The following is a 21,383-nucleotide window of genomic DNA, read 5'->3' as shown; positions in this document are numbered from 1 at the left end:
TATGGGATCAAAGGGTTTTCACCAAGACCGTGCAGCCATGCATCGAGTGTGTGCACGAAGCACTTTTTTGGCGCAGCACGGGGCCTTGAAAGCGCCAAATTCCATAACACTAGGGCATACCCTGTGTGCAAAACGCCATGCGACGCAGACCCCCGGCAGACCTACAGTTCTCCCCACCATGGAGAAGCCCCAAATGCATGTGTGTGTCATCGGTGCCGGCGTCGTCGGTCTCGCAACAGCCTATGCCCTGCAACAGGCAGGGCACCGTGTCACCGTGGTCGATCGCGCAGAGCGCCCGGCCATGGGGGCCAGCGGCGGCAATGGCGCACAGCTGAGCTATGCCTATGTGCAGCCGCTGGCCGATCCCGGCATCTGGAGACAGCTGCCCAAGCTACTGCTGGAGCCAGACTCTCCGCTCAAATTCCGCCTGCAGGCCGACCCCCGGCAGTGGTCCTGGGGCCTGCAGTTCCTGGGTGCCTGCAACGCCCGGACCTCGGCCGACAGCACCCGGTCCCTGCTGACCTTGGCCGCCGAAAGCCGCCTGGCCTTCGAAGCCATGCTGGCGCGCGAGGCCCTGGACTGCGACCACCACCAACCGGGCAAGCTGGTGCTCTACCCCACGCAGCAGGCGCTGGACGGCGCGGCGCAGCAGGTGGCCCTGCAGGCCACGCTGGCGGGCCCGCTGCAGCAGGTGGTGGATGCTGCCGAAGTGGCGCGCCTGGAACCTGCGCTGGCCAGCTATGCCCCGCGCATGGCCGGCGCCATCTACACCCCCAGCGAAAGCGCGGCCGACTGCCGCAAGCTCTGCGAACAGCTGGCCCACTTGCTGGCACAGCGCGGCGCGGACCTGCATTTCGGCACCCAGGTCCACCGCCATGCGGTGCAGGGCGGCCGCATCACCGCACTGGACACGTCGAACGGCCGCATCACGGCCGACCAGTTTGTGCTGGCCAGCGGCTGGGAAAGTGCCGTGCAGGCACGCCAGCTGGGCGTGCACGTTCCGGTGTACCCGCTCAAGGGGTACAGCATCACCATCGACGCCGCGGCGGCACCGCACACCGGTCCCACGGTCAGCGTGACCGACACCACGCGCAAGGTGGTGTTCGCCCGCATTGGCGATCGCGTGCGCGTGGCAGGCATGGTGGAGATCGTGGGCCACGACACCACGCTGGATGCCGGCAAGATTGCCAGCCTGCAGCAGTCCACCCGCGAGGTATTTCCGCAGCTGGCGCAGACCGGCGATGTGCAGCCCTGGACCGGCATGCGCCCGGCCACCCCCATGGGCCTGCCGGTCACCGGCCGTGCCCGAGGCGGCCCGGCCAATCTGTGGCTGCAGACCGGCCATGGCGCGCTGGGGCTGACGCTGGCCTTTGGCTCGGCCCAGCGCCTGGTGCAGCAGCTGGCCAGGGCCTGAGGCCCTGGCTGCGCCGCTTTCGCGGCGTCGCCCGGCGCCTAGTCGCCCAGCAGCTCGCGCAGCGCCTTGCGCATTTCCTGGGTCATGGCGCGCGCCAGCACCGAGCCCGGGCGCTGCGCCAGATGCAGCGCGTTGATGCCCACGGTGATGCGCGGCAGCAGCGGCACCACATGCACCTTGTGGCGGTCGGCGGCCGAGGCGGTACAGCCATCCACAATCGCGGCGCCCAGGCCGTATTCGGCCATGGACAGGGCCGCAAGGTAGGTCTGCACCGTCACCACCGGGGACAGGCCCACGCCATGTTCGCGGCAGGCCTGGTTGATGCGCATGCCCAGCGGGTCCTTGCCATCCAGCGCCACCACCGGCAGATCCGCCAGGTCGGCCAGCTCCATGCCTTCGGCGCGCACCTTGCGCGGGGGCAGCAGGCCTTTGGGCAGGATGCAGTGCATGTCCACCTCGGCCAGGGTCTCGTGCTCCAGCGCCGGCTGGCCCACCGAACTGATGACAAAGCCCACGTCGGCCTCCTGCAGCAGCAGGGCCGACACCACCTGGGGCGTGTGCAAGGCCTGCACATTCACCTGCACCTGCGGGTACTTCTGGCGGAAGCCGGCCACGGCACGCGGCAGCACTTCGCGGCTGAGTGCAAACACCGTCAGCACCTGCAGCCGGTCGGCCGCCTGGCCGTGGCGCAGATTGGCCGCCAGGCGCTGCACCTCGTCCAGTTGCTCAAACAGTTTCTCGATGTGCGGGAACAGCGCCAGGGCCTCGTTCGTCGGCGTGAGCCGACCCCGTGCCCGCTGGAACAGTGCAAAGCCCAGCTGCAGCTCGGCATGCTGCAGCGTGCGGCTGACGGCCGGCTGCGTCACATTGATCAGCCGCGCTGCGGCGCTGACGCTGCCGGTCTGCATGACCGCGTTGAATACCTCGATATGCCGCAAACGCATGCTGCTGGATCTCCTGGGTCGGCCTTGTCACCGGTCAAAAGCCATGGTGGCCTGGCTGCGGAGGCTCCGGCATCCCGCAGCAAGGCCGTCGTTGCTGGGGAGCGTGCCGATAGGGGCCAGCAGCGCTCCGCAGACCTTCATTCGCCGGCGGCCAGACGCGCCAGGCGTTCGCTCTTCCAGTACACATCGTCACCGCCATCCATCCGGTTGAGCACACGCGCCAACACGAACAGCAGGTCCGACAGCCGGTTGAGATACTGGCGCGGGGCGGGGCGCATGGTCTCCACTTCCTGCAGCGCCACCACCTGGCGCTCGGCGCGGCGCGCCACGGTGCGGCACACATGGGCCTGGGCGGCGGCGCGCGTGCCGGCAGGCAGGATGAACTCCACCAGGCGCGGCAGCTGGGCGTTGTACTGCGCCAGCGCATTGTCCAGCTGCAGCAGCCCGTCGTCCTTGAGCAGCTCGTAGCCGGGCATGGACAGCTCGCCGCCCAGGTTGAACAGCTGGTGCTGCACATCGCCCAGCAGTTCGCGCACGTCCTGCGGCAGCGGCTCGCACAGCAGCAGACCGATGTGGGAATTGAGCTCGTCCACATCGCCCATGGCGTGCGGACGCAGGCTGTTCTTGGACACGCGGGTGTTGTCGCCCAGGCCGGTGCTGCCGTCGTCCCCGGTCCGGGTGGCGATCTGTGTCAAACGGTTGCCCATGGCCTGCTCCTTGGTGAATGGCGGGAAAAACAAAGTCAGCACGCATTGTGCGTTACACATTTGCACCCCCATGTGTACGCGGGAAACAAGGGGAAAAAAAACTGGCTTCCGGCCTGCCAGTGCTGTGCAATGTGCTCCTTGTTTTGATAACAGGAGTTGGCACGCATGCAACCCACCCGTTCCCTGTCCCGTATCCGTGTGCTGCACGGTTTCGATGCCCGCAGCCTGGTGCTGTTTGCCGGTCTGACCATGGGCGGCACCCAGGCCATCATGGCGCAAAGCGTCACCTCTCCGCCCGCGCAGCAGGCGGCCCCGTCCCAAGCGGTGCAACAGGCCCAGGCCGCGCCGGCAACACCGCGTGCCGCACCCACCGCCGACCAGGCTTTCGACCGCGCCGATGCCAATGGCGACGGCAAGCTCACCCTGCGCGAAGCCGAGCGCTTTCCCGCCGTGGCCGAACGCTTTCAGCAGTTCGATGTGGACCACAACGGCTCACTGTCCCGCGAAGAATTCTCCAACGGCCTGAAGCAGCACTGAGCGCCGGTGCGCGCAGCCCACGCCAGCGCCCTGTCGCGGGTGCTCCGGCCTTCCGCAAGCGGGCATGGCAGCCCCCGTCCAACACGCGGTCTGGCGATGCCGCAGTGGCAGACAGGGCTGCACCCGGGTGGTATTCTTTTGGCCCCTCTTGGAGTCCCTTATGAACGCCCCCACTGCCGCCCTCCACCTGCAACCCCGTGCCATCCCGCAAGCCTTTCTGGATGCACTGGCCGCACGTTTCGGCAGCCGCTGCTCCACCGCCCAGGCGGTGCGCGAACAGCATGGCCGTGATGAGGGCTCCATCCAGGCGCCGCCCCCCGCCGCCGTGGTCTATGCCGAGAGCACCCAGGACGTGGCCGATGCCGTGCAGCTGGCCGACCAGTACGAGGTGCCGGTGATCGCCTATGGCGCCGGTTCCTCACTGGAAGGCCATCTGCTGGCGGTGCAGGGCGGCATCAGCATCGACGTGAGCCGCATGAACCAGGTACTGCGCGTCAATGCCGAAGACATGACCGTCACGGTGCAGCCCGGCATCCTGCGCAAGCAGCTGAACGACGCCATCAAGGACCAGGGCCTGTTCTTCCCCATCGACCCCGGTGCCGATGCCTCCATTGGCGGCATGACGTCGACACGCGCCAGCGGCACCAATGCCGTGCGCTACGGCACCATGCGCGAAAACGTGCTGGCCCTGGAAGTGGTCACCGCGCAGGGACGGATCATCCGCACCGGCAACCGCGCCAAGAAAAGCGCCGCCGGCTACGACCTGACCCGTCTGATGGTAGGCAGCGAAGGCACGCTGGGCATCTTCACCGAGATCACGCTGCGCCTGTTCCCGCTGCCGGAAGCGGTGAGCGCCGCCGTGTGTTCCTTCCCCACGATTGCCGACGCCGTGCACACCGTGATCCAGACCATCCAGATGGGCGTGCCGATTGCCCGCGTGGAGCTGGTGGACGCCGCCACCGTGGCCATGGTCAACAAGCACAGCAACCTCACGCTGCGCGAGGAACCGATGCTGCTGATGGAGTTCCACGGCTCCCCCAACGGCGTGAAGGAGCAGGCCGAGATGGTGCAGGACATTGCGGCCGAATTCGACGCCAAGGGCTTTGAATGGGCCGACACGCCCGAGGAGCGCACGCGCCTGTTCACCGCCCGCCACAACGCCTACTTTGCCGGCATCCAGAGCCGTCCGGGCTGCCGCTCCATCACCACCGACACCTGTGTGCCCATCAGCCGCCTGGCCGACTGCCTGCTGGAGTCCATCGACGAAGTCAACGCCAGCGGCATCCCCTACTTCCTGGTGGGCCACGTGGGTGACGGCAACTTCCACTTCGGCTATCTGATTGACCCCGACAACGCCGACGAGCGCCACCGTGCCGAAGCGCTGAACCATGCCCTGGTGCGCCGTGCCATTGCCATGGAAGGCACCTGCACCGGCGAGCACGGCATCGGCATCCACAAGCAGGACTTTCTGCGCGAGGAATGCGGCGACGGCGCCATCGCCATGATGGCGGCCATCAAGCAGGCGCTGGACCCCAAGAACATCCTGAACCCGGGCAAGATCTTCACGCTGTAAGCCCGGCGCTGCGCCCGCTCCATAAGGGCCACCAGGGCCTGTCCTGCACCGGCGTGCATGGCAGGCCTTTTTTGCGTCCGGTCTTCACCCTGCTGGGGAAGGCCGTGCGGCCACCGGCCTCAGCTGCGGTAGCCGGGCGATTCACGGTCCAGCTTGCGCAGCAGCGACGGCCAGACAAACGCCCCGCCCATGCCCCCGGTCTGCACCCGGGAGGCTTGGGACACGCCCTGCACGATGGCCGGGTTCACCTGTGTCAGCTCCGTGCCGCCGGCCAGTGCATCGACCTGGATCTTGCACGCCGCTTCAAAGGTGTACATCGACAGAAAGGCATCGGCAATGCTGCGCCCGCAGGTCAGCAGCCCGTGGTTGCGCAGCATCAGAAAGTTGGCGCGGCCCATGTCGGCCTGCAGGCGCGGCTTCTCGTCGTCGCGGAAGGCCACGCCTTCGTAGTCGTGGTAAGCCAGCGAAGCCAGCACGAACGTGCTTTGCTGGCTGATGGGCAGCACGCCGTGCTTCTGCGCACTCACCGCCACGCCGGCACGCGTGTGGGTGTGCAGCACGCACTGCACGTCGTCGCGCGCGGCATGCACGGCGCTGTGGATCACAAAGCCGGCCGGGTTCACCGGGTAGGGTGAATCCATCAGCTTGTTGCACTGCATGTCCACCTTCACCAGCGAGGAGGCGGTGATCTCGTCGAACATCAGCCCGTAGGGGTTGATCAGAAAGTGGTGCTCCGGCCCCGGCAGGCGTGCGCTGATGTGGGTGAAGACCAGATCGCTCCAGCCATACAGCGCCACCAGCCGGTAGCAGGCGGCCAGATCGACGCGCAGCTGCCACTCTGCGGGGCTGACCAGATGCTGCACGCTGGGGATGTCCGGGGTTGCGGGGAGGGGTTGGCTCATGGGGGGTGTCTCCTGGTGATCGTGCGCACCACTCTAGGCAGCGCGCCCGGCGCTGTCTGTGCCGCAGCGGACACATGCGGGCATGTCCCAATCCACCGGCGCGGCCGACGCCGCTTGCACCGCTCACCCCGCTTCGGCCAGTGCGCGCTCGTGCAGGTACTCGGTCAAGGTCTGGATGGCACGGGTCTGGAAGCGCGTGGGCATGTACAGCAGGTATTTGTGCGTGGCCAGGAAGTCCAGGCTGCCGGCGGGCAGCGCCAGCGCCTGCAGCGCCCCCTGCGCAATGGATTCGCGCACCATGTAGTCAGGCACCAGGCCCACGCCCAGGCCTTGCAGCAGGGCTTCGCGCAGAAAGTAGAAGTTGGGCGAAACCAGGCGCATGGACAGGGCGGCATCGCCCTGGCCCAGGGTCTGCAGGCCGGCCATGCGCAGCTTCTGCTCCGTCAGGCCCGAGGCGATCAGGGGCAGGCGCAGCAGCGCCTGCAAGGTCTGTGGCTGCCCCCACTGCGCCATGCAGGCCGGCGTGGCACAGGCCACGTACTGCACCGGCCCCAGATGGCGTGCCACCAGGTGCTCGGGCGGGTCGTTCATCACCCGCACGGCGCAGTCCACGCGGCCGTCCATCAGGTCCTCGATGGCGTTGTCGAAGATCACCTCCAGCGCAATGCCGGGGTAGCTGCGCATGAAGTCGGTCAGCCAGCCGGCCATGGTCAGCTGGCCATAGCCGCTGGGCACGCTCAGCCGCACCCGGCCCTGCAGCGCCTGGCCCAGCGCGGCCACCGATTCATCGGCCGACAGCAGCTCATGGCGGATGCTGCGGCCGTGTTCGTACAGGCGCCGGCCCAGCTCCGTGGGCTCGATCTGGCGGGTGGTGCGGCGCAGCAGCTGCTGCCCCAGATCGCGTTCGAACTGGCTCAGCCGGTGGCTCACATTGGCACGGCTCATGCCCAGGCGGGCGGCTGCGCGGCTCAGGTTGCCGGCATCGATGATTTCCACCAGCAGGCCCAGGGCGTTCACGTCCATTGTCAACTTTCAATCAACATACATTTCAATTATCAGCACAATTGTCAAAATAATTAAACATATCGAAAATCAGCGGCTTGAACCATCTGCCGCCCGCACCCCGGGCGATGAGACAAGCAGGCATGAACAACTCCTCCCCCCTCCAACCGCTGGCCGGCATCCGCGTGCTGGACCTGTCGCGCGTGCTGGCCGGCCCGATGTGCGCCATGGCCCTGGCCGACTTCGGCGCCGACGTGATCAAGGTCGAACACCCGGCCCGCGGCGACGACACCCGCGACTGGGGCGTGCGCGTGGGCACGCGCAACACCTCGTACTTCAACAGCGCCAACCGCAACAAGCGCTCCATCACGCTGGACCTGCAGTCCGAAGCCGGCCTGCAGGTGGCCCGCGAGCTGGCCGCGCAGTGCGACGTGGTGGTGCAGAACTTCAAGGTCGGTGGCGCCGAGAAACTGGGCCTGGGCTACGAACAGCTGTCGGCCCTGAACCCGCGCCTGGTGTACTGCTCGATTTCCGGCTACAGCCGCAGCGGCGGCGAGGCCCAGCGCCCCGGCTATGACCTGGTGGTGCAGGGCGAGAGCGGCATCATGGCCATGAACGGCGAGGCCGGCCAGGGCCCGCTGAAATTTGGCGTGGCCGCTGTGGACATGTTCACCGGCATGTACTCGGCCCAGGCCATTCTGGCCGCACTGCTGGAGCGCGAACGCACCGGCACCGGCCGCCATGTGCAGATGGCACTGTACGACTGCGGGCTGATGATCACCAGCTACTACGGCATGGAAGCGCTGCTCAAGGCCGGCGATCCCCCCAAGTTCGGCAATGCCCACCCCTCCATCGTGCCCTATGGCGTGTTCGAGGCGGCCGACGGCCCGCTGGTCATCACCGTGGGCAACAACGGCCAGTTCGTGCGCTTCTGCCACGAGGTGGTCAACCAGCCCGAATGGGCCACGGACGAGCGCTTTGCCACCAATGTGGCCCGCTCGGCCCACCGCACCACCTTGATGCCCTTGATCGAAGCCGCGCTGCTGCGCTTCAGCCGTGCCGAGCTGCTGGACAGGCTGCGCGCCGCGCAGATCCCCTGCGGCGAAGTGTTCGGCCTGCTGGACGCGCTGCAGTCCGATCGCACCCAGGAAGCCGGCTTGCTGCACCATTTCGACGACAGCGAAGCCGGCCCCCAGGCCGTGCTGGCGCCCCCCTATGCCATGGACGGCCAGCGCCTGCCGGTGCGCCGTCCCCCGCCCCACCTGGGTCAGCACACCGACGAGGTGCTGCACGAGCTGCTGGGCATGGCCCCGGAGGCCGTGGCCGCACTGCGCGCACAGCAGGTGCTCTGACACCGGTTCCGCTTTCTTTTCCCTATAAGACCAACATCCCCCCTGCTTGCCCTCTGGAGACAAACCATGCAACGCAATCCTTCGCGCACCCCTGCTTCCACCTTCACCCGCCGCAGTGCCCTGCTGGCCTGCGGCGCAGCCCTGGCCGGCGGCCTGATGGTCCCGGCACAGGCCGCTGGCGCCTGGCCTGACAAGCTGATCAAGCTGGTCGTGGCCTTCCCGCCCGGCGGCCCTACCGACACGGCCGCCCGCCTGGTGGCCCAGAGCCTGTCCGAACGCCTGGGCCAGAACGTGATCATTGAAAACCGCGCCGGCGCCTCGGGCTCCATCGGCACGGCCAGCTTCATCAAGTCACCCGCAGACGGCTACACCCTGTCCATGTTCGGCATGCCCGCGCTGCTGGCGCCGGTGCTGTTCAAGAACAATCTGTACGACGTGCGCAAGGACTTCCTGCCCGTGGCCACGGTGTACGACCTGCCCATGGCCATCATCGTCAACCCGCGCGTGCTGCCCGATGTGAAGGACCTGCCCAGCCTGATCGCCTACGCCAAGAAGGCCCAGCCTTCGCTGAACTACACCAGCTCGGGCACCGGGAGCTTCGGCCACCTGTCGATGGAGCAGCTCAAGGACCTGGGCGGCTTCGACATGCAGCACGTGGCCTACCGCGGCAGCGCCCCGGCGGTGACCGATCTGATCGGCGGCCAGATCCCGGTGATGTTTGCCGACGTGGTCGCCGCCCTGCCCCATATCCAGGCCGGCAAGCTGCGTGCGATCGCCGTCAGCTCCAACCAGGCCAAGCTGCTGCTGCCCGGCGTGAAGTCGGTGGCCGAACAAGGCTTCCCCGGCTTCGACGCCGACACCTGGGGCGGCCTGGTGGCCCCGCTGGGCACGCCCCAGGCCGTGGTGGACCGCCTGAACAAGGAACTGAAGGTGGTGCTCGCCGACCCGGCGCTGCAGCACAAGATGCAGGCCGCCGGCGCCATCGCCCGCTACCAGGACGGAGCCACCATGAAGGCACGCCTGGCCCACGACTTTGCGCGTTGGAGCAAGATCGCCAACGACAAGGGCATCAGCGCGCAATAAGCCGCTGGACAGGCTGCCTCGGCAGCCACCTACGACAAAAAAAGGGAGCGCTGCAAGCGCTCCCTTTTTCATGGTGCCGGACGTTCCCCGTGCATTCAGGCCGCGCGCGCGGCCACCGCGCCCTGCTTGCGCTTGTGCACGCCATCGCCCACCACCAGGGCCGAGACCACGCTCAGCGCCAGGGCCGTGGCCGATCCGAAGAAGATGCCCAGGTACATGTGGTGGTCCAGCATCCAGCCAAACACCGGTGCGGCCACGCAAAAGCCCAGGTCCAGGCCCGAATACACGGTGCCGTAGACCCGGCCGGTGGCGCCTTCGGGGGCGGCACGCTTGATCAGCATGTCGCGCGAGGGGCCTGCCAGCCCGGTGCCCAGGCCGGCAATCGAGGCCACCACCACCGCGCCCATGCCCGGCAGCCAGCCCGTGCCCACCAGCGCCAGCAGCAGGGCCGAGCCCAGCATGCAGATCGAAATCACCTTCTCCAGGCGCTGCACGCGGCCCACCAGAAAACCGCCAATCAGCATGCCCAGGGCGCCGCACAGCATGTAGCCGGTGACAATCAATGCGGTCACGCTCAGCGGCAGGCCGTAGACGGCGCGCAGCGAGGGGCTGGCGAAGTTCTGGATGGCGCTCATGGCGCAGGTGCTCCAGAAGAAGAACGAGAAGCACAGCCACACCGAGGGCAGCTTCAGGAAGGCCATGGCGTGTTCCGGCTTGGCGGCCGCAGCGGCCTGGGTGGCGGCGGGCTTGGCCTGGTTGCCGATAGCCGCGGGATCGCGGTCGTCCAGCCAGCGGCGGTTGACCAGCATGATGGCCAGCACCACGGCCGCCAGCGCCGCGCCGCACAGGCAGGCCACACGCCACGATCCGGTGGCGGTGGTGATGCCGGCCATGAACACCGGCGCGGTGGCCCAGCCGATGTTGCCCGACAGGCCGTGCATGGAGAACGCGTGGCCGATGCGCTGGGGCGAGACCCGCTTGTTCAGGATGGTGAAGTCCACCGGGTGGAAAGGCGCATTGCCCAGGCCCGCGAACAGCGAGGCCAGCAGCAGCATGGCGTAGTTCTGCGCCGTGCTGGCGACCACCCCCGCGACGACAAAGCTGCCCAGCGCGGCAAACAGCACCGGGCGTGCGCCCACCCGGTCCACCAGGAAGCCGGACAGCATCTGCCCGGTGCCGGAGACGATGAAGAACAGCGACACCATCACCCCCAGCTCCGAATAGCTGTAGCCGAAGTCGGCAATCAGCCAGGGGAACAGCGGCGGCAGCAGCAGGTGGAAAAAGTGCGAGGACCCATGGGCCAGGCCGATCAGGCCGATGGTTCGGGCATCCTGGCGCAGGTCGGCGGCCGGCGGCGTGGCGGAAGAGGTGGCAGTGGCAGTCATGGGGGTGATCTTAGGCAAAGGGGCTGCGTCTGCATTACGATAGCCAGCCAACTTCTGTCGCCAACATGCCAAGCATTGCCCCCACGGCGCCGCTGCGCGCCGGCAAAGCGTCCGCCTATGTGGAAACGCTCACGCCCCATCTCTATGTGCCCACGGTGCAGCGGCCGGTGCGCGCCAAGTGCCGCTGGCTGGCGGGGGACACCCAGGTCAAGCCCCACCGCCACCCCTGGGCGCAGCTGGCCATCTCCACCACCGGCACCATCCGCCTGACGGTGGCGCAAGGCACGTACATCGTGCCGCCCTCCCGCGCGCTGTGGGTGCCGCCCGATATGGAGCATGCCGTCACCATGGTGGGTGATGCAGATCTGCGCACGCTGTACTTCTACCAGCCCGACGGCCGCTGCGGCCCCGGCGTCAGCCGCCAGGAGGAAGCCACCTGGCGCCAGTGCCGCGTGCTCAATGCCTCGGACCTGCTGCGCGCCGTGGTGCGCGAGCTGCCCACCCTGCCCGACGACCGCCTGCAGCTCAGCCCGCAGGACCGTGCGCGCGAGCACCATCTGAGCGCCCTGCTGCTGGACGAGCTGCGCCGCGCCAGCGCCGTGCAGCTGGGGGTGAACCTGCCGCAGGACAAGCGCCTGCGCGGTCTGTGCGAGGCCGTGCTGGCCGACCCCACGCGCTACGCCACGCTGGAAGACTGGGCGCGCGACACCGGCGCCAGCCCGCGCACCGTGGCGCGGCTGTTCCGGCAGGAACTGGAATGCACCTTCACCCAGTGGCGCCAGCAGGTGGTGCTGACCAAGGCCGTGGCCATGGCGGCACGCCAGCATTCCATCCAGCACATTGCCACCTCGCTGGGCTATGGCCCCAGTGCCTTCAGCGCCATGGTCAAGCGCACCATGGGCATGGCCCCGGCACGCTTTTTCGGCCTGCACAGCGGCCAGGAAGACGGCGGACTTTGACCCTGGGGCCACCGGGCGGCCAGAGGCCGGCCAGCCCGCTTATTTGCGCAGGCCCCAGCGGTTGCGCTGCGGGGGTGGTGGGGGCGGACGGTGCTTGATACGCGGGGGCTGGCGGTGCGGGTAGATGGCGCTCCAGGCCTGCTCCTCCGGTGAGGGCGGGTGTGCATCCAGCGCCTGCTGCACGGTCTCTGCCGCATCCGGCCACAGCGGCAGCTGGTAGATGTGCAGCGTATGGCCTGCGGCGGGCAGCGAGGCACGCGCCTCCACATCCGGCACGGCGAAATCCAGGCTCACCAGCCAGCTGCCCGAGTACATCTCGCCCTCGGCCTTGAGCGCGGCGCGGGACATGCTTTCGGGCCGCTGAAACAGGTAGACCATGTCGTAGGCGCCCCAGTCCTCGGCCCAGATGTCGCCACGGCGCACCTTGGCCCAGGGGCAGCGCAGCGCGCTCACGCAGCGCAGCGGCCAGCTCCACTCCAGCCCCTCCAGCTGCGCCCGGGGATAGGCGGCACGCAGTGCCTGCAGGCCGTCGCCCATGCCGCAGCCAGCGTCCAGCACCAGGGCGCCATCGGGCAGCGGCACATGCTGCGGCAAGGCATCGAGCGCGCCCGCCGGCGTGGGGAACACCGGCGCATCCCGCCAGGCATTGAGCGGATAGACCAGCAGCAGCAACACCAGCGGCACCAGCCAGGCCCAGGCGGGCAGGCCCACCACGCCGACCACCGCCAGCGACAGCGGAAAGCCCAGCGCAATCATGCAGCGGCGCCACCAGCTGTGACCCCACAGGCTGGCCGCCGTGCCCACTGCACAGCCCATGCACAGCGCCAGCCAGACCGGCAGCACCCGCCCCAGTGCCACAAAGGCCGCCCAGCTTGCGGCCCAGGCCAGCAGGGCCGGCAAGGGCCAGCTCCGCGCGAGAAATGGAAGAAAAGCAGGCATGGATGCAACAGCAAAAGGTAGAAATTGGTAACAGCACAGGATAGCAACAGACAGCCGCCTTGCATCGGCTGCCGCCTCCCGTGCAAGGCGCTCCAGCGCCCTCCGGGCGCGGCGACCGTTGCATTCTCTCCGCTCCGGCTGCCGCACCGCCCCTTGCGGAGCCTTGGCAAGCGGCGGCGTTCTCCGGCATATTCACGTTTTACAACGTGAATAGCAATTGATTGCGTTTGTTACTATCAGCGGTTTCGATCTTTCCACCCGACAGATTTTTCCTTCAGGAGACACCATGCACCCAATGTTGTGGACCGGCTCGTTGCTAGCGCTTTCACTGGTGGGCTGCGCCGCACAATCTCCTGCGGAGCAGACGGCGCGGCCGGAAACCGTGCGCATCTGCCAGGGCAATGTCTGCGCGGACCAGCACCGCAGCACCACCACCTTCCAGGGCACCCCGGTGGATGCCGAAGCGGAACGCCGCATGCAGGCCCTGACCCAGCTGGCCGAGCGCGACCCCCGGGCTGCCTACGACCTGGGCATGCGCCTGCTGCGCGGAGATGGTGTGGAGCGCAACAGCTACCAGGCCATCGAATGGCTGCGCAAGGCCGGCGATGGCGGCCACCTGCCGGCCCAGGTGGCACTGGGGCGCATGTACCTGACCGGTGTGGAAGAGATGGGCGCAGATCCGGCGGAAGCCGAATCCTGGCTCAGCCGCGCCGCCGCCCGAGGCGACCGGGAATCCCAGAAGCTGCTCAAGGAAGCCCAGGCGGCCAAGCAGGACGAGCAGCGCCTCTACCAGATCCGTGACGCCTACCGCAAATCCTGGGGCAGCTGGTACTACAGCGCGCCGTATTACTGGGTCTGGAGCTCTTCCGGCTGGAATCTGCGCTGACGCGCAGCGGCCTGCCGGACCTCCGTTTTTCATCCACTCTTTTTCTTAGCGAGCCTTCTCTTTATGTCCAAGACCACTTCCGCCCTCCGCTGGGTTGCCATCGCCACATCGCTGACCCTTGCAGGTTGCGTCACCCCTGGCGGCGGCACCATCTCCACGGGCACGGCCCCCACGGCCGCCACGGGTGCGGCAGGTGGCGCCAGCAGCGTGAACGCCAACCCGACGCTGGAGCGTTGCGATGCCCCTCTGGGCACCCTGGCCGTGGATGATGGCCGCAACAAGGAGTGGTATGCCAGCTTTGGCGCCGCCACCAAGATCACCACCATCGAGCCGCTGATCCGCCTGGCCGTGCAGCAGTCCAACTGCTTCGTGATCACCTCGGTGGGCAACAACCGCACCGAAAGCAAGATCTCGTCCATCACCGACAAGCAACGCAATTCCGGTGAATTCCGCGCCGGCTCCAAGCAGCAAAAGGGCCAGCGCGTAGCGGCCGACTACTACATGGAGCCGTCGATCATCATTGACAACGACGCCACCGGTCAACTCGCCGCGGGCGTGGGTGGCCTGTTCGGCAGCGTGGGCGCCCTGGTGGGTGGCGCCATGCAGAGCAAGGCTTCCGTGGTCACGCTGAGCATGTTCGACATCCGTTCGGGCGTGCAGATCTCCATTTCCGAAGGCAATGCCACCGCCACCAATTTCGGTGCCGCGCTGGGCGGCCTGGGTGGCGGCGCTGCGGCCGGTCTGGGCGGCTTCTCGCGCTCGCCGGAAGGCAAGGCCACCGTGGCCGCCTTCATGGATGCCTACAACAACATGGTGGTCTCGCTGCGCAACTACAAGGCGCAGGAAGTCAAGGGCGGCCTGGGCCGCGGCGGCCAGCTGAAGGTCGGCAAGTAAGCGCCCGGCGCTGCACGAAAAAAAGCCTCCGTATGGAGGCTTTTTTCATGGGCGGCTGCCCCGTATCCGGCGGGACCGGGCTCAGCCGCGCAGGCGTTCGATCAGCCCGTTGAGCTCGTCCAGCGATCCGAACTGGATGGCCACCTCGCCCATGTCCTGCACCTTGCCGTGGCGCTTCACGCGCTTTTTGACGCGCACTTCCACCTGGGCCATCAGCAGGTCGGAAAGTTCTTCTTCCACGCGCTGCACATCGCGCGATTTGGACACTTTCCTGGCCTTGGCTGCGGCCGTACCGTCGTTCTCTTCGGTGATTTTCTTGACCAGGCCTTCGGCCTCGCGCACCGACAGCTTGCGTGCCGCAATCTGGTTGCCGGCCGTGATCTGGCCGGCCTTGTCCAGCGCCAGCAGTGCACGGGCATGGCCCATGTCGATATCGCCGGCCATCAGCATGGTCTGCACCGGATCTGCCAGGTTCAGCAGCCGCAGCAGATTGGAGGCGGCCGAGCGGCTGCGGCCCACGGCCTGGGCGGCCTGTTCGTGCGTCAGGCCGAACTCCTGCACCAGGCGCGCCAGGCCCTGGGCTTCTTCCAGCGGGTTCAGGTCTTCGCGCTGGATGTTCTCGATCAGCGCCATCGCGGCGGCGGCTTCGTCCGGCACATCCCGCACCAGCACCGGCACGCTGTCCAGGCCTGCCAGCCGGGAGGCGCGGAAACGGCGTTCGCCCGCGATGATTTCGTACTTGCCGGCGTTCGCACCCTGGCCCAGCAGGCGCACCAGGATGGGCTGCATGATGCCCTGGGCCTTGATGCTTTCTGCCAGCTCGTACAGAGCGCCTTCGTCCATGCGCGTGCGCGGCTGGTACTGGCCGGCCACCATCTGGTCGAGGTTCAGCGTGCTGGGCTGGCCGGTCTGCACGGCTTCGGCCTGGGCCGCCTTGTCATCCACCTTGGGGCCGAGCAGTGCTTCCAGGCCACGTCCCAGGCCCTTGGGTTTCTTGGTTGCCATGGTTCAGTTGTCTTTCATCAGTTGTTCCAGCAGCGCGTGGCCGGCATCCCAGTCGCCCAGCCCGCTGGCCGTGTTGATATGGCCCGCAGGGCCTGCATCCACCCACTGGCTACCCCAGGCCTGGGCGAACTGCCGCGCACGCGCCTGGGCGCAATACGGGTCGTTGCTGCCGCTCACCAGCACCGAGGGGAAAGGCAGGGCCTGCAGGACCACCGGCGACCAGCCCGGCAGCAGCGCGCGCAGGTCCGGCTGTTCCACGTCGCCCGGAGCCACCAGCAGGGCCGCCCGCACCTGGGTGCGCGCCAGCGGCGAATGGGCCGCCCACCAGGCCGCCAGAATGCAGCCCAGGCTGTGTGCCACCAGCACCACCGGCGCCGGGGCATCGACCAGATGCTCCTGCAGCCGCGCCGACCAGTCCCCGCGCAGCGGGCGCTGCCAGTCGTGCTGCTCCAGGCGCTGGTAACCGTAGCGCTGCTCCCAGCGGCTTTGCCAGTGGTCGGCGTCGGAGTTCTGCCAGCCGGGCAGCAGCAGCACATCCGAAGGGGTAAAACAGGCCATTGCTTTGCTTTTCATAGCTGCCAGTGCGCCCGGTAAGGGCCGCGGCAGCTGGTTGTCTTCATGCTCAGACGCGCATCTTCTTGATGCGGCCCACCATCTCTTTGGCAAAGGTGATGAAGGCCTTGCTGCCCTTGGCGGACGGGTCGAACACCACGCCCGGCAGGCCGTAGCTGGGGGCTTCGGCCAGACGCACATTGCGGGGGATGACGGTGTCGAACACCTTGTCGCCAAAGTGGTCCTTGAGCTGGTCGCTGACCTGCTGCTGCAGGGTGGTGCGGGGGTCGAACATCACGCGCAGCAGGCCGATGATCTGCAGGTCCGGGTTCATGTTGGCGTGCACCTGCTTGATGGTGTTCACCAGATCGGTCAGGCCTTCCAGCGCGAAGTACTCGCACTGCATGGGCACGATCACGCCGTGGGCCGAGCACAGGCCGTTCAGCGTCAGCATGGACAGCGAAGGCGGGCAGTCGATCAGCACGAAGTCGTAGTCGCCATCGACGGTGCTCAGCGCGCCCTTGAGGCGTTCGTTGCGGCGTTCCAGCGACACCAGCTCGATCTCTGCGCCCGACAGCTCACGGTTGGCACCCAGCACGTGGTAGCCCACCTGCTCGGAATGCACGGCGGCTTCCTTGACGGAGGCGTTTTCCAGCAGCACGTCATACACCGTCAGCTCCAGCGCGCGCTTGTCCACGCCCGAGCCCATGGTGGCATTGCCCTGGGGATCCAGATCGACCAGCAGCACGCGCTGGCCGATGCTGGCCAGACCGGCTGCCAGGTTCACTGCCGAAGTGGTTTTGCCGACGCCACCTTTTTGGTTGGCGACACAGAAGATTTTGGCCATAGTTTTTTAGCTTACTTGGAGATGGCCAACTTGAGGCCAAAACCGATCAGAAACACACCTGCTGTCTTATTCAGCACACGCACCACCACGGGATTGGCCCGCAGGCGCTGGGCCATGCGGGCCGTCAGCAGCACCACCACCACGCTGTACAGCGCCGTCAGCAGCGCCGCCGTGGCGGCCATGACCGCAAAGGTCAGCACGCCCCGGTGCTGGGCAGGATCGACAAACAGCGGGAAGAACGCCATGTAGAACACGATGGCCTTGGGGTTGAGCAAGGTGATCAGGGCACCCTGGCGGAAGTACTGGCGTGGTGCCATCTTCAGCACCGGCGCATCGCCGGGCTGGGCCCGCAGCATGCGCCAGCCCAGCCAGCCCAGATAGGCCACCCCCAGGTACTGCACCGCATGGAACAGCGCCGGGTGCGCAGCCAGCAAGGCCGACACGCCGGCCACCGCCAGCCACATCAGCACCTGGTCTGCGGCGATCACGCCCAACCCGGTGACCATGCCGGCGCGCATGCCGCCCTGGCCGGTGGAGGTGATCAAGGCCAGATTGCCTGGCCCAGGAATGAGGAGAAAAAGAAGAATGGCGACAACGAAAGCGCCGTAATCAGCCACGCCCAGCATGCATGTACCCTGCTCTATCAAAGCGCCGAGTTTATGCGACCGCAGCTTGCAGTGCAGCTTCCAACTGCAACCACTGAACCAGCGCGCTCAGCCAATGGGGCGCAACCAGACGATGCAGCGCTCCGCATCCAGGCCGGGAACCTGCAAGTGTTCCACGTGAAACACTTGCACATCGGCGCCCAGCGCGGCCATCTCGTCGTCGGGCTTCTTGCCCTTCATGGCGAACCAGATGCCTTGCGGCGCGATGGCGCCACGCGACCAGGTGGTGAAGTCGATCAGCGAGGCGAAGGCCCGGCAGCTGACGATGTCGTACGGTCCCTTCAGGCTTTCCACCCGGGCGTGGATGCCCTTGAGGTTGGGCAGCTTCAGCGATACCGCCGCCTGCTGCAGGAAAGCCGCCTTCTTGGCCACGGTGTCCACGCAGTGCACATCCACCTCCGGGCAGCACACGGCAAACACCACGCCCGGCAAACCACCGCCCGAGCCCACATCCAGCTGCGCCACCCGCTCGCCGGGCTGGCGCCCCAGGCTGGCCACATGGCGGCGCAGCGCAGGCACGGCGGCCAGACTGTCCAGCAGGTGGTGGGTCATCATCTCCTGCGGGTCGCGCACGGCCGTCAGGTTGTAGACCTTGTTCCACTTCTGCAGCAGGTCGAGGAAGGCCATCAGGGTGTCGATCTGCGCCACCCCCAGGCCCAGGTTCAGTTGCTGGGCACCCTGCTCCAGCTGGGACCGCAGTGCCGCGCTCATGCCTGTTGCTCCGTGCCGGTGGCGGCTGCAGGCGCAAAGCCCTTGAAGCCGCCCTTCTTCAGGTGAATCATCAGCAACGAGATCGCCGCCGGCGTGACGCCGGAAATGCGCGAGGCCTGGCCCAATGTCTCGGGCCGGTGCTTTTGCAGCTTCTGGCGCACCTCGATCGACAAGGCCGCCACCTGCATGTAGTCCAGCTCGGCCGGCAGCTTCAGCGATTCGTAGTGGGCAGCGCGCTGCACCTCTTCCTTCTGACGGTCGATGTAGCCGGAATACTTGGCGGCAATCTCCACCTGCTCCAGCACATCGTCGTGCAGGTCGCCCAGCGCTTCGCGCGACACCTCGGCCGCTTCATACTTGCCGCCGTCCATGCCCACCAGGGCGGCATAGCCCACCCCCGGGCGGCGCAGCAGGTCGAACAGGTTGTATTCGTGCTCGATGCTCTTGCCCAGCACGCGTTCGGATTCGGCTGCAGGCAGATTGCGCGGATTTACCCAGGTGGCCTTCAGGCGTTCTGTTTCACGTGAAACAGCATCGCGCTTGCGGTTGAAGAGCTCCCACTGCGCATCGCCCACCACACCGAGCTGGCGACCGATTTCGGTCAGGCGCATATCGGCATTGTCTTCACGCAGCTGCAGACGGAACTCGGCGCGGCTGGTGAACATGCGGTAGGGCTCGGTCACACCCTTGGTGATCAGGTCGTCAACCAGCACCCCCAGATAGGCTTCGTCACGGCGCGGCATCCACGGACCTTGGCCGCGCGCCTGCAGACCGGCGTTGATGCCGGCGAACAGGCCCTGGGCCGCGGCTTCCTCGTAGCCCGTGGTGCCGTTGATCTGGCCCGCAAAGAACAGGCCCTGGATCTGGCGGGTCTCGAAACTGCTCTTCAGGCCACGGGGGTCGAAGTAGTCGTATTCGATGGCATAGCCGGGGCGCAGGATGTGCGCGTTCTCCAGCCCCTTCATGCTGCGCACCAGCGCGTACTGGATGTCGAAAGGCAGCGAGGTGGAGATGCCGTTGGGGTAGTACTCGTGCGTGGTCAGGCCTTCCGGCTCCAGAAAGATCTGGTGGCTGTCCTTGTCCGCAAAGCGGTTGATCTTGTCTTCCACGCTGGGGCAGTAACGCGGGCCCACCCCTTCGATCTTGCCGGTGAACATCGGGCTGCGGTCAAACCCGCTGCGGATGATTTCGTGCGTGCGTTCGTTGGTGTGCGTGATCCAGCACGGCATCTGCTGCGGGTGCATGGCGGCATTGCCGCGGAAGCTGAACACCGGCACATGGCCTTCGTTCATGCCGCCGGGCATGCCGTCGCCGGGCTGCTCGGTGCACTGGCTGAAGTCGATGCTGCGGCCATCGATGCGCGGCGGCGTGCCGGTCTTCAGGCGGCCCTGGGGCAGCTTCAGCTCCTTCAGGCGCGCCGACAGCGTGACCGCGGGCGGATCGCCGGCGCGGCCGGCTGCATAGTTGTCCAGGCCCACGTGGATCTTGCCGTCCAGGAAGGTGCCGGCCGTCAGCACCACGGTCTTGGACTTGAACTGGATGCCCACCTGGGTGACCGCACCCACCACGCGGTCGCCCTCCACCATCAGGTCGTCCACCGCCTGCTGGAACAGCCACAGATTGGGCTGGTTCTCCAGCATCTCCCGGATCGCCGCCTTGTACAGGATGCGGTCCGCCTGGGCCCGCGTGGCGCGCACGGCCGGGCCCTTGGAACTGTTCAGGATGCGGAACTGGATGCCGCCCTGGTCGGTGGCCAGCGCCATGGCACCGCCCATGGCGTCCACTTCCTTGACCAGGTGGCCCTTGCCGATGCCGCCGATGGACGGATTGCAGCTCATCTGGCCGAGGGTCTCGATATTGTGGGACAGCAGCAGCGTCTTGCAGCCCATGCGGGCGGCAGCCAGTGCGGCCTCGGTGCCGGCGTGACCGCCGCCGACGACGATCACATCAAATTCTTGGGGGTACAGCATGTTCTTCAACTCCGTCGCGGGCGGCATCGCCATGCCACCCGAGGTCTTGGCAGTGCAGGCAACAGGCTGCCACTGCCGCCGGCGTCTGTGCAGGCCTAACGCGCTGTCACCCCGGCATTCCGCGCTGCATGCAAATGTGCAGGCGCGTGCAAACCCTTGATTTTCCCACCCTTTGCCCACCTTGTCTTTCGCCCAGGCTGGAACCGCGGTTTTCTCCATGCCTGGATACCGCAGGCCCTGCCGCCTCCCGGTGTGTTCCACGTGAAACACGCAGGACTGCAGCCCGTCCAGCCTTGTGTCCAGCAGGGATTTGGCAGCCGGGCGTGCGGCGATTTAGCATGTGCAACTGTGTTCAACCCCCTGCCCTGCGCGGGCATGCCACACACCATGAAGCTTTACTACAGCCCCGGCGCCTGCTCCCTGTCCCCCCATATCGTGCTGGAAGAAGCCGGCCTGCCCTACGAAGCCATTCTGGCCAGCACCAAGACCCACACGCTGCAGGACGGCACGGACTTCTACACCATCAACCCGCTGGGCTATGTGCCCTTCCTGGTGCTGGACAACGGACAGACCCTGCGCGAAGGCCCGGTGATCGTGCAGTACATCGCCGACCAGGTGCCAGCCAAGCAGCTGATTCCGGCCAGCGGCACCCTGGAGCGCTACCGCGTGCAGGAATGGCTGAATTTCATCGGCACCGAACTGCACAAGGGCTTTGGCCCGCTGTTCAACCCCAGCACCCCCGCCGATTACAAGCCCACCATCCTGGCCCAGTTGCGCAAGCGCTTCGCGTGGGTGGAAAAGGAGCTGACCGGCAAGGACTACCTGACCGGCGCCCAGTTCTGTGTGGCCGACGCCTACCTGTTCACCGTCTCCAACTGGGCCCAGCATGTGGGCCTGGAACTGGGCGACCTGCCGCAGCTGCAGGCCTACCGCCAGCGTGTGGGCAGCCGCCCGGCCGTGCAGGCCGCCCTGCGCGCCGAAGGCCTGGCCAAATAAGCCGCCGCTGAAGGGCCGATGCACAGACCGTGCAACGCTGCCACCAACGAAAAAGGCCTC

At 67.1% G+C, this 21,383-nt stretch carries 20 protein-coding genes and 1 pseudogene; 9 read left to right on the top strand and 12 right to left on the bottom strand.

The annotated features are described in order from the left end of the window. Positions 1–193 precede the first annotated feature (193 nt). Positions 194–1,414, top strand: coding sequence for a D-amino acid dehydrogenase (locus CT3_RS00210; RefSeq protein WP_066538545.1), 1,221 nt, complete (start codon positions 194–196; stop codon positions 1,412–1,414). A gap of 38 nt (positions 1,415–1,452) precedes the next feature. Here the strand turns inward: CT3_RS00210 and CT3_RS00205 are convergent, their stop codons facing one another. Further along, complete coding sequence (locus tag CT3_RS00205; RefSeq protein ID WP_066538542.1) at positions 1,453–2,358, bottom strand: LysR substrate-binding domain-containing protein; 906 nt, start codon at positions 2,356–2,358, stop codon at positions 1,453–1,455. Between the two features lie 137 nt (positions 2,359–2,495). Next, complete coding sequence (locus CT3_RS00200) at positions 2,496–3,065, bottom strand: cob(I)yrinic acid a,c-diamide adenosyltransferase (RefSeq protein WP_066538893.1); 570 nt, start codon at positions 3,063–3,065, stop codon at positions 2,496–2,498. A 165-nt stretch (positions 3,066–3,230) separates the two neighbouring features. On the opposite strand from CT3_RS00200, the gene CT3_RS00195 reads away from it, so the two are divergent. Together CT3_RS00195 and CT3_RS00190 are read left to right on the top strand one after the other, a co-directional pair. Next, positions 3,231–3,602 (top strand): EF-hand domain-containing protein, encoded by a 372-nt coding sequence (locus CT3_RS00195; protein WP_066538539.1) that lies wholly within the window; start codon positions 3,231–3,233, stop codon positions 3,600–3,602. A 160-nt stretch (positions 3,603–3,762) separates the two neighbouring features. Further along, positions 3,763–5,175, top strand: coding sequence for an FAD-binding oxidoreductase (locus tag CT3_RS00190; protein ID WP_066538537.1), 1,413 nt, complete (start codon positions 3,763–3,765; stop codon positions 5,173–5,175). 119 nt (positions 5,176–5,294) lie between these two features. Here CT3_RS00190 and CT3_RS00185 read toward each other — a convergent pair whose 3' ends face one another. Both CT3_RS00185 and CT3_RS00180 read right to left on the bottom strand, forming a co-directional pair. Beyond that, positions 5,295–6,077: a class II aldolase/adducin family protein gene (locus CT3_RS00185; RefSeq protein ID WP_066538533.1), complete on the bottom strand. Its 783-nt coding sequence runs from the start codon at positions 6,075–6,077 to the stop codon at positions 5,295–5,297. Positions 6,078–6,200: 123 nt separating this feature from the next. Beyond that, positions 6,201–7,100: a LysR family transcriptional regulator gene (locus tag CT3_RS00180; protein ID WP_066538530.1), complete on the bottom strand. Its 900-nt coding sequence runs from the start codon at positions 7,098–7,100 to the stop codon at positions 6,201–6,203. Between the two features lie 122 nt (positions 7,101–7,222). Here CT3_RS00180 and CT3_RS00175 point away from each other — a divergent pair, with 122 nt between their 5' ends. Next, the gene (locus tag CT3_RS00175) at positions 7,223–8,431 is read left to right on the top strand and encodes a CaiB/BaiF CoA transferase family protein (RefSeq protein ID WP_066538527.1); all 1,209 of its coding nucleotides are present in this window, start codon (positions 7,223–7,225) and stop codon (positions 8,429–8,431) included. A gap of 66 nt (positions 8,432–8,497) precedes the next feature. Next, entirely contained in the window at positions 8,498–9,514 is a 1,017-nt protein-coding gene (locus CT3_RS00170; RefSeq protein ID WP_066538524.1) for a Bug family tripartite tricarboxylate transporter substrate binding protein, read from the top strand. Between the two features lie 95 nt (positions 9,515–9,609). Here CT3_RS00170 and CT3_RS00165 read toward each other — a convergent pair whose 3' ends face one another. Continuing rightward, entirely contained in the window at positions 9,610–10,899 is a 1,290-nt protein-coding gene (locus CT3_RS00165) for an MFS transporter (protein WP_066538522.1), read from the bottom strand. Positions 10,900–10,964: 65 nt separating this feature from the next. Here CT3_RS00165 and CT3_RS00160 point away from each other — a divergent pair, with 65 nt between their 5' ends. Beyond that, positions 10,965–11,858 carry an AraC family transcriptional regulator gene (locus CT3_RS00160; protein ID WP_066538520.1) on the top strand — a complete coding sequence of 298 codons (894 nt, stop codon included), beginning with the start codon at positions 10,965–10,967 and terminating at the stop codon, positions 11,856–11,858. 189 nt (positions 11,859–12,047) lie between these two features. On the opposite strand, the pseudogene CT3_RS00155 reads toward CT3_RS00160, so the two are convergent. Then, positions 12,048–12,797: pseudogene (locus CT3_RS00155) on the bottom strand (class I SAM-dependent methyltransferase); the annotation flags it as partial. A gap of 286 nt (positions 12,798–13,083) precedes the next feature. Here CT3_RS00155 and CT3_RS00150 point away from each other — a divergent pair. Together CT3_RS00150 and CT3_RS00145 are read left to right on the top strand one after the other, a co-directional pair. Next, complete coding sequence (locus tag CT3_RS00150) at positions 13,084–13,683, top strand: tetratricopeptide repeat protein (protein ID WP_066538517.1); 600 nt, start codon at positions 13,084–13,086, stop codon at positions 13,681–13,683. 63 nt (positions 13,684–13,746) lie between these two features. Then, complete coding sequence (locus CT3_RS00145) at positions 13,747–14,577, top strand: hypothetical protein (protein WP_066538514.1); 831 nt, start codon at positions 13,747–13,749, stop codon at positions 14,575–14,577. Between the two features lie 81 nt (positions 14,578–14,658). Here CT3_RS00145 and CT3_RS00140 read toward each other — a convergent pair whose 3' ends face one another. The 6 genes from CT3_RS00140 to mnmG all read right to left on the bottom strand — a co-directional run bounded on the left by CT3_RS00140 (position 14,659) and on the right by mnmG (position 20,327). Beyond that, positions 14,659–15,582: a ParB/RepB/Spo0J family partition protein gene (locus CT3_RS00140; RefSeq protein ID WP_066538511.1), complete on the bottom strand. Its 924-nt coding sequence runs from the start codon at positions 15,580–15,582 to the stop codon at positions 14,659–14,661. 3 nt (positions 15,583–15,585) lie between these two features. After that, entirely contained in the window at positions 15,586–16,155 is a 570-nt protein-coding gene (locus CT3_RS00135) for an RBBP9/YdeN family alpha/beta hydrolase (RefSeq protein ID WP_066538509.1), read from the bottom strand. A gap of 49 nt (positions 16,156–16,204) precedes the next feature. Next, positions 16,205–16,981 carry a ParA family protein gene (locus CT3_RS00130; RefSeq protein WP_066538506.1) on the bottom strand — a complete coding sequence of 259 codons (777 nt, stop codon included), beginning with the start codon at positions 16,979–16,981 and terminating at the stop codon, positions 16,205–16,207. 11 nt (positions 16,982–16,992) lie between these two features. Further along, the gene (locus CT3_RS00125) at positions 16,993–17,607 is read right to left on the bottom strand and encodes a LysE family translocator (protein WP_066538503.1); all 615 of its coding nucleotides are present in this window, start codon (positions 17,605–17,607) and stop codon (positions 16,993–16,995) included. An 87-nt stretch (positions 17,608–17,694) separates the two neighbouring features. Continuing rightward, a complete protein-coding gene (gene rsmG / locus CT3_RS00120) occupies positions 17,695–18,357 on the bottom strand; it encodes a 16S rRNA (guanine(527)-N(7))-methyltransferase RsmG (protein ID WP_066538501.1) in 663 nt (220 codons plus the stop codon). Continuing rightward, complete coding sequence (gene mnmG, locus CT3_RS00115) at positions 18,354–20,327, bottom strand: tRNA uridine-5-carboxymethylaminomethyl(34) synthesis enzyme MnmG (RefSeq protein ID WP_066538891.1); 1,974 nt, start codon at positions 20,325–20,327, stop codon at positions 18,354–18,356. The genes rsmG and mnmG overlap by 4 nt, the downstream gene beginning before the upstream one ends. Before the next feature lie 387 nt (positions 20,328–20,714). On the opposite strand from mnmG, the gene gstA reads away from it, so the two are divergent. Beyond that, entirely contained in the window at positions 20,715–21,323 is a 609-nt protein-coding gene (gene gstA / locus CT3_RS00110) for a glutathione transferase GstA (RefSeq protein ID WP_066538889.1), read from the top strand. The last annotated feature ends 60 nt before the right edge of the window (positions 21,324–21,383 follow it).

The organism is Comamonas terrigena NBRC 13299 (genome assembly GCF_006740045.1).
Lineage (GTDB): Bacteria > Pseudomonadota > Gammaproteobacteria > Burkholderiales > Burkholderiaceae_C > Comamonas > Comamonas terrigena.
This window is presented reverse-complemented; position numbering and strand designations above follow the sequence as displayed.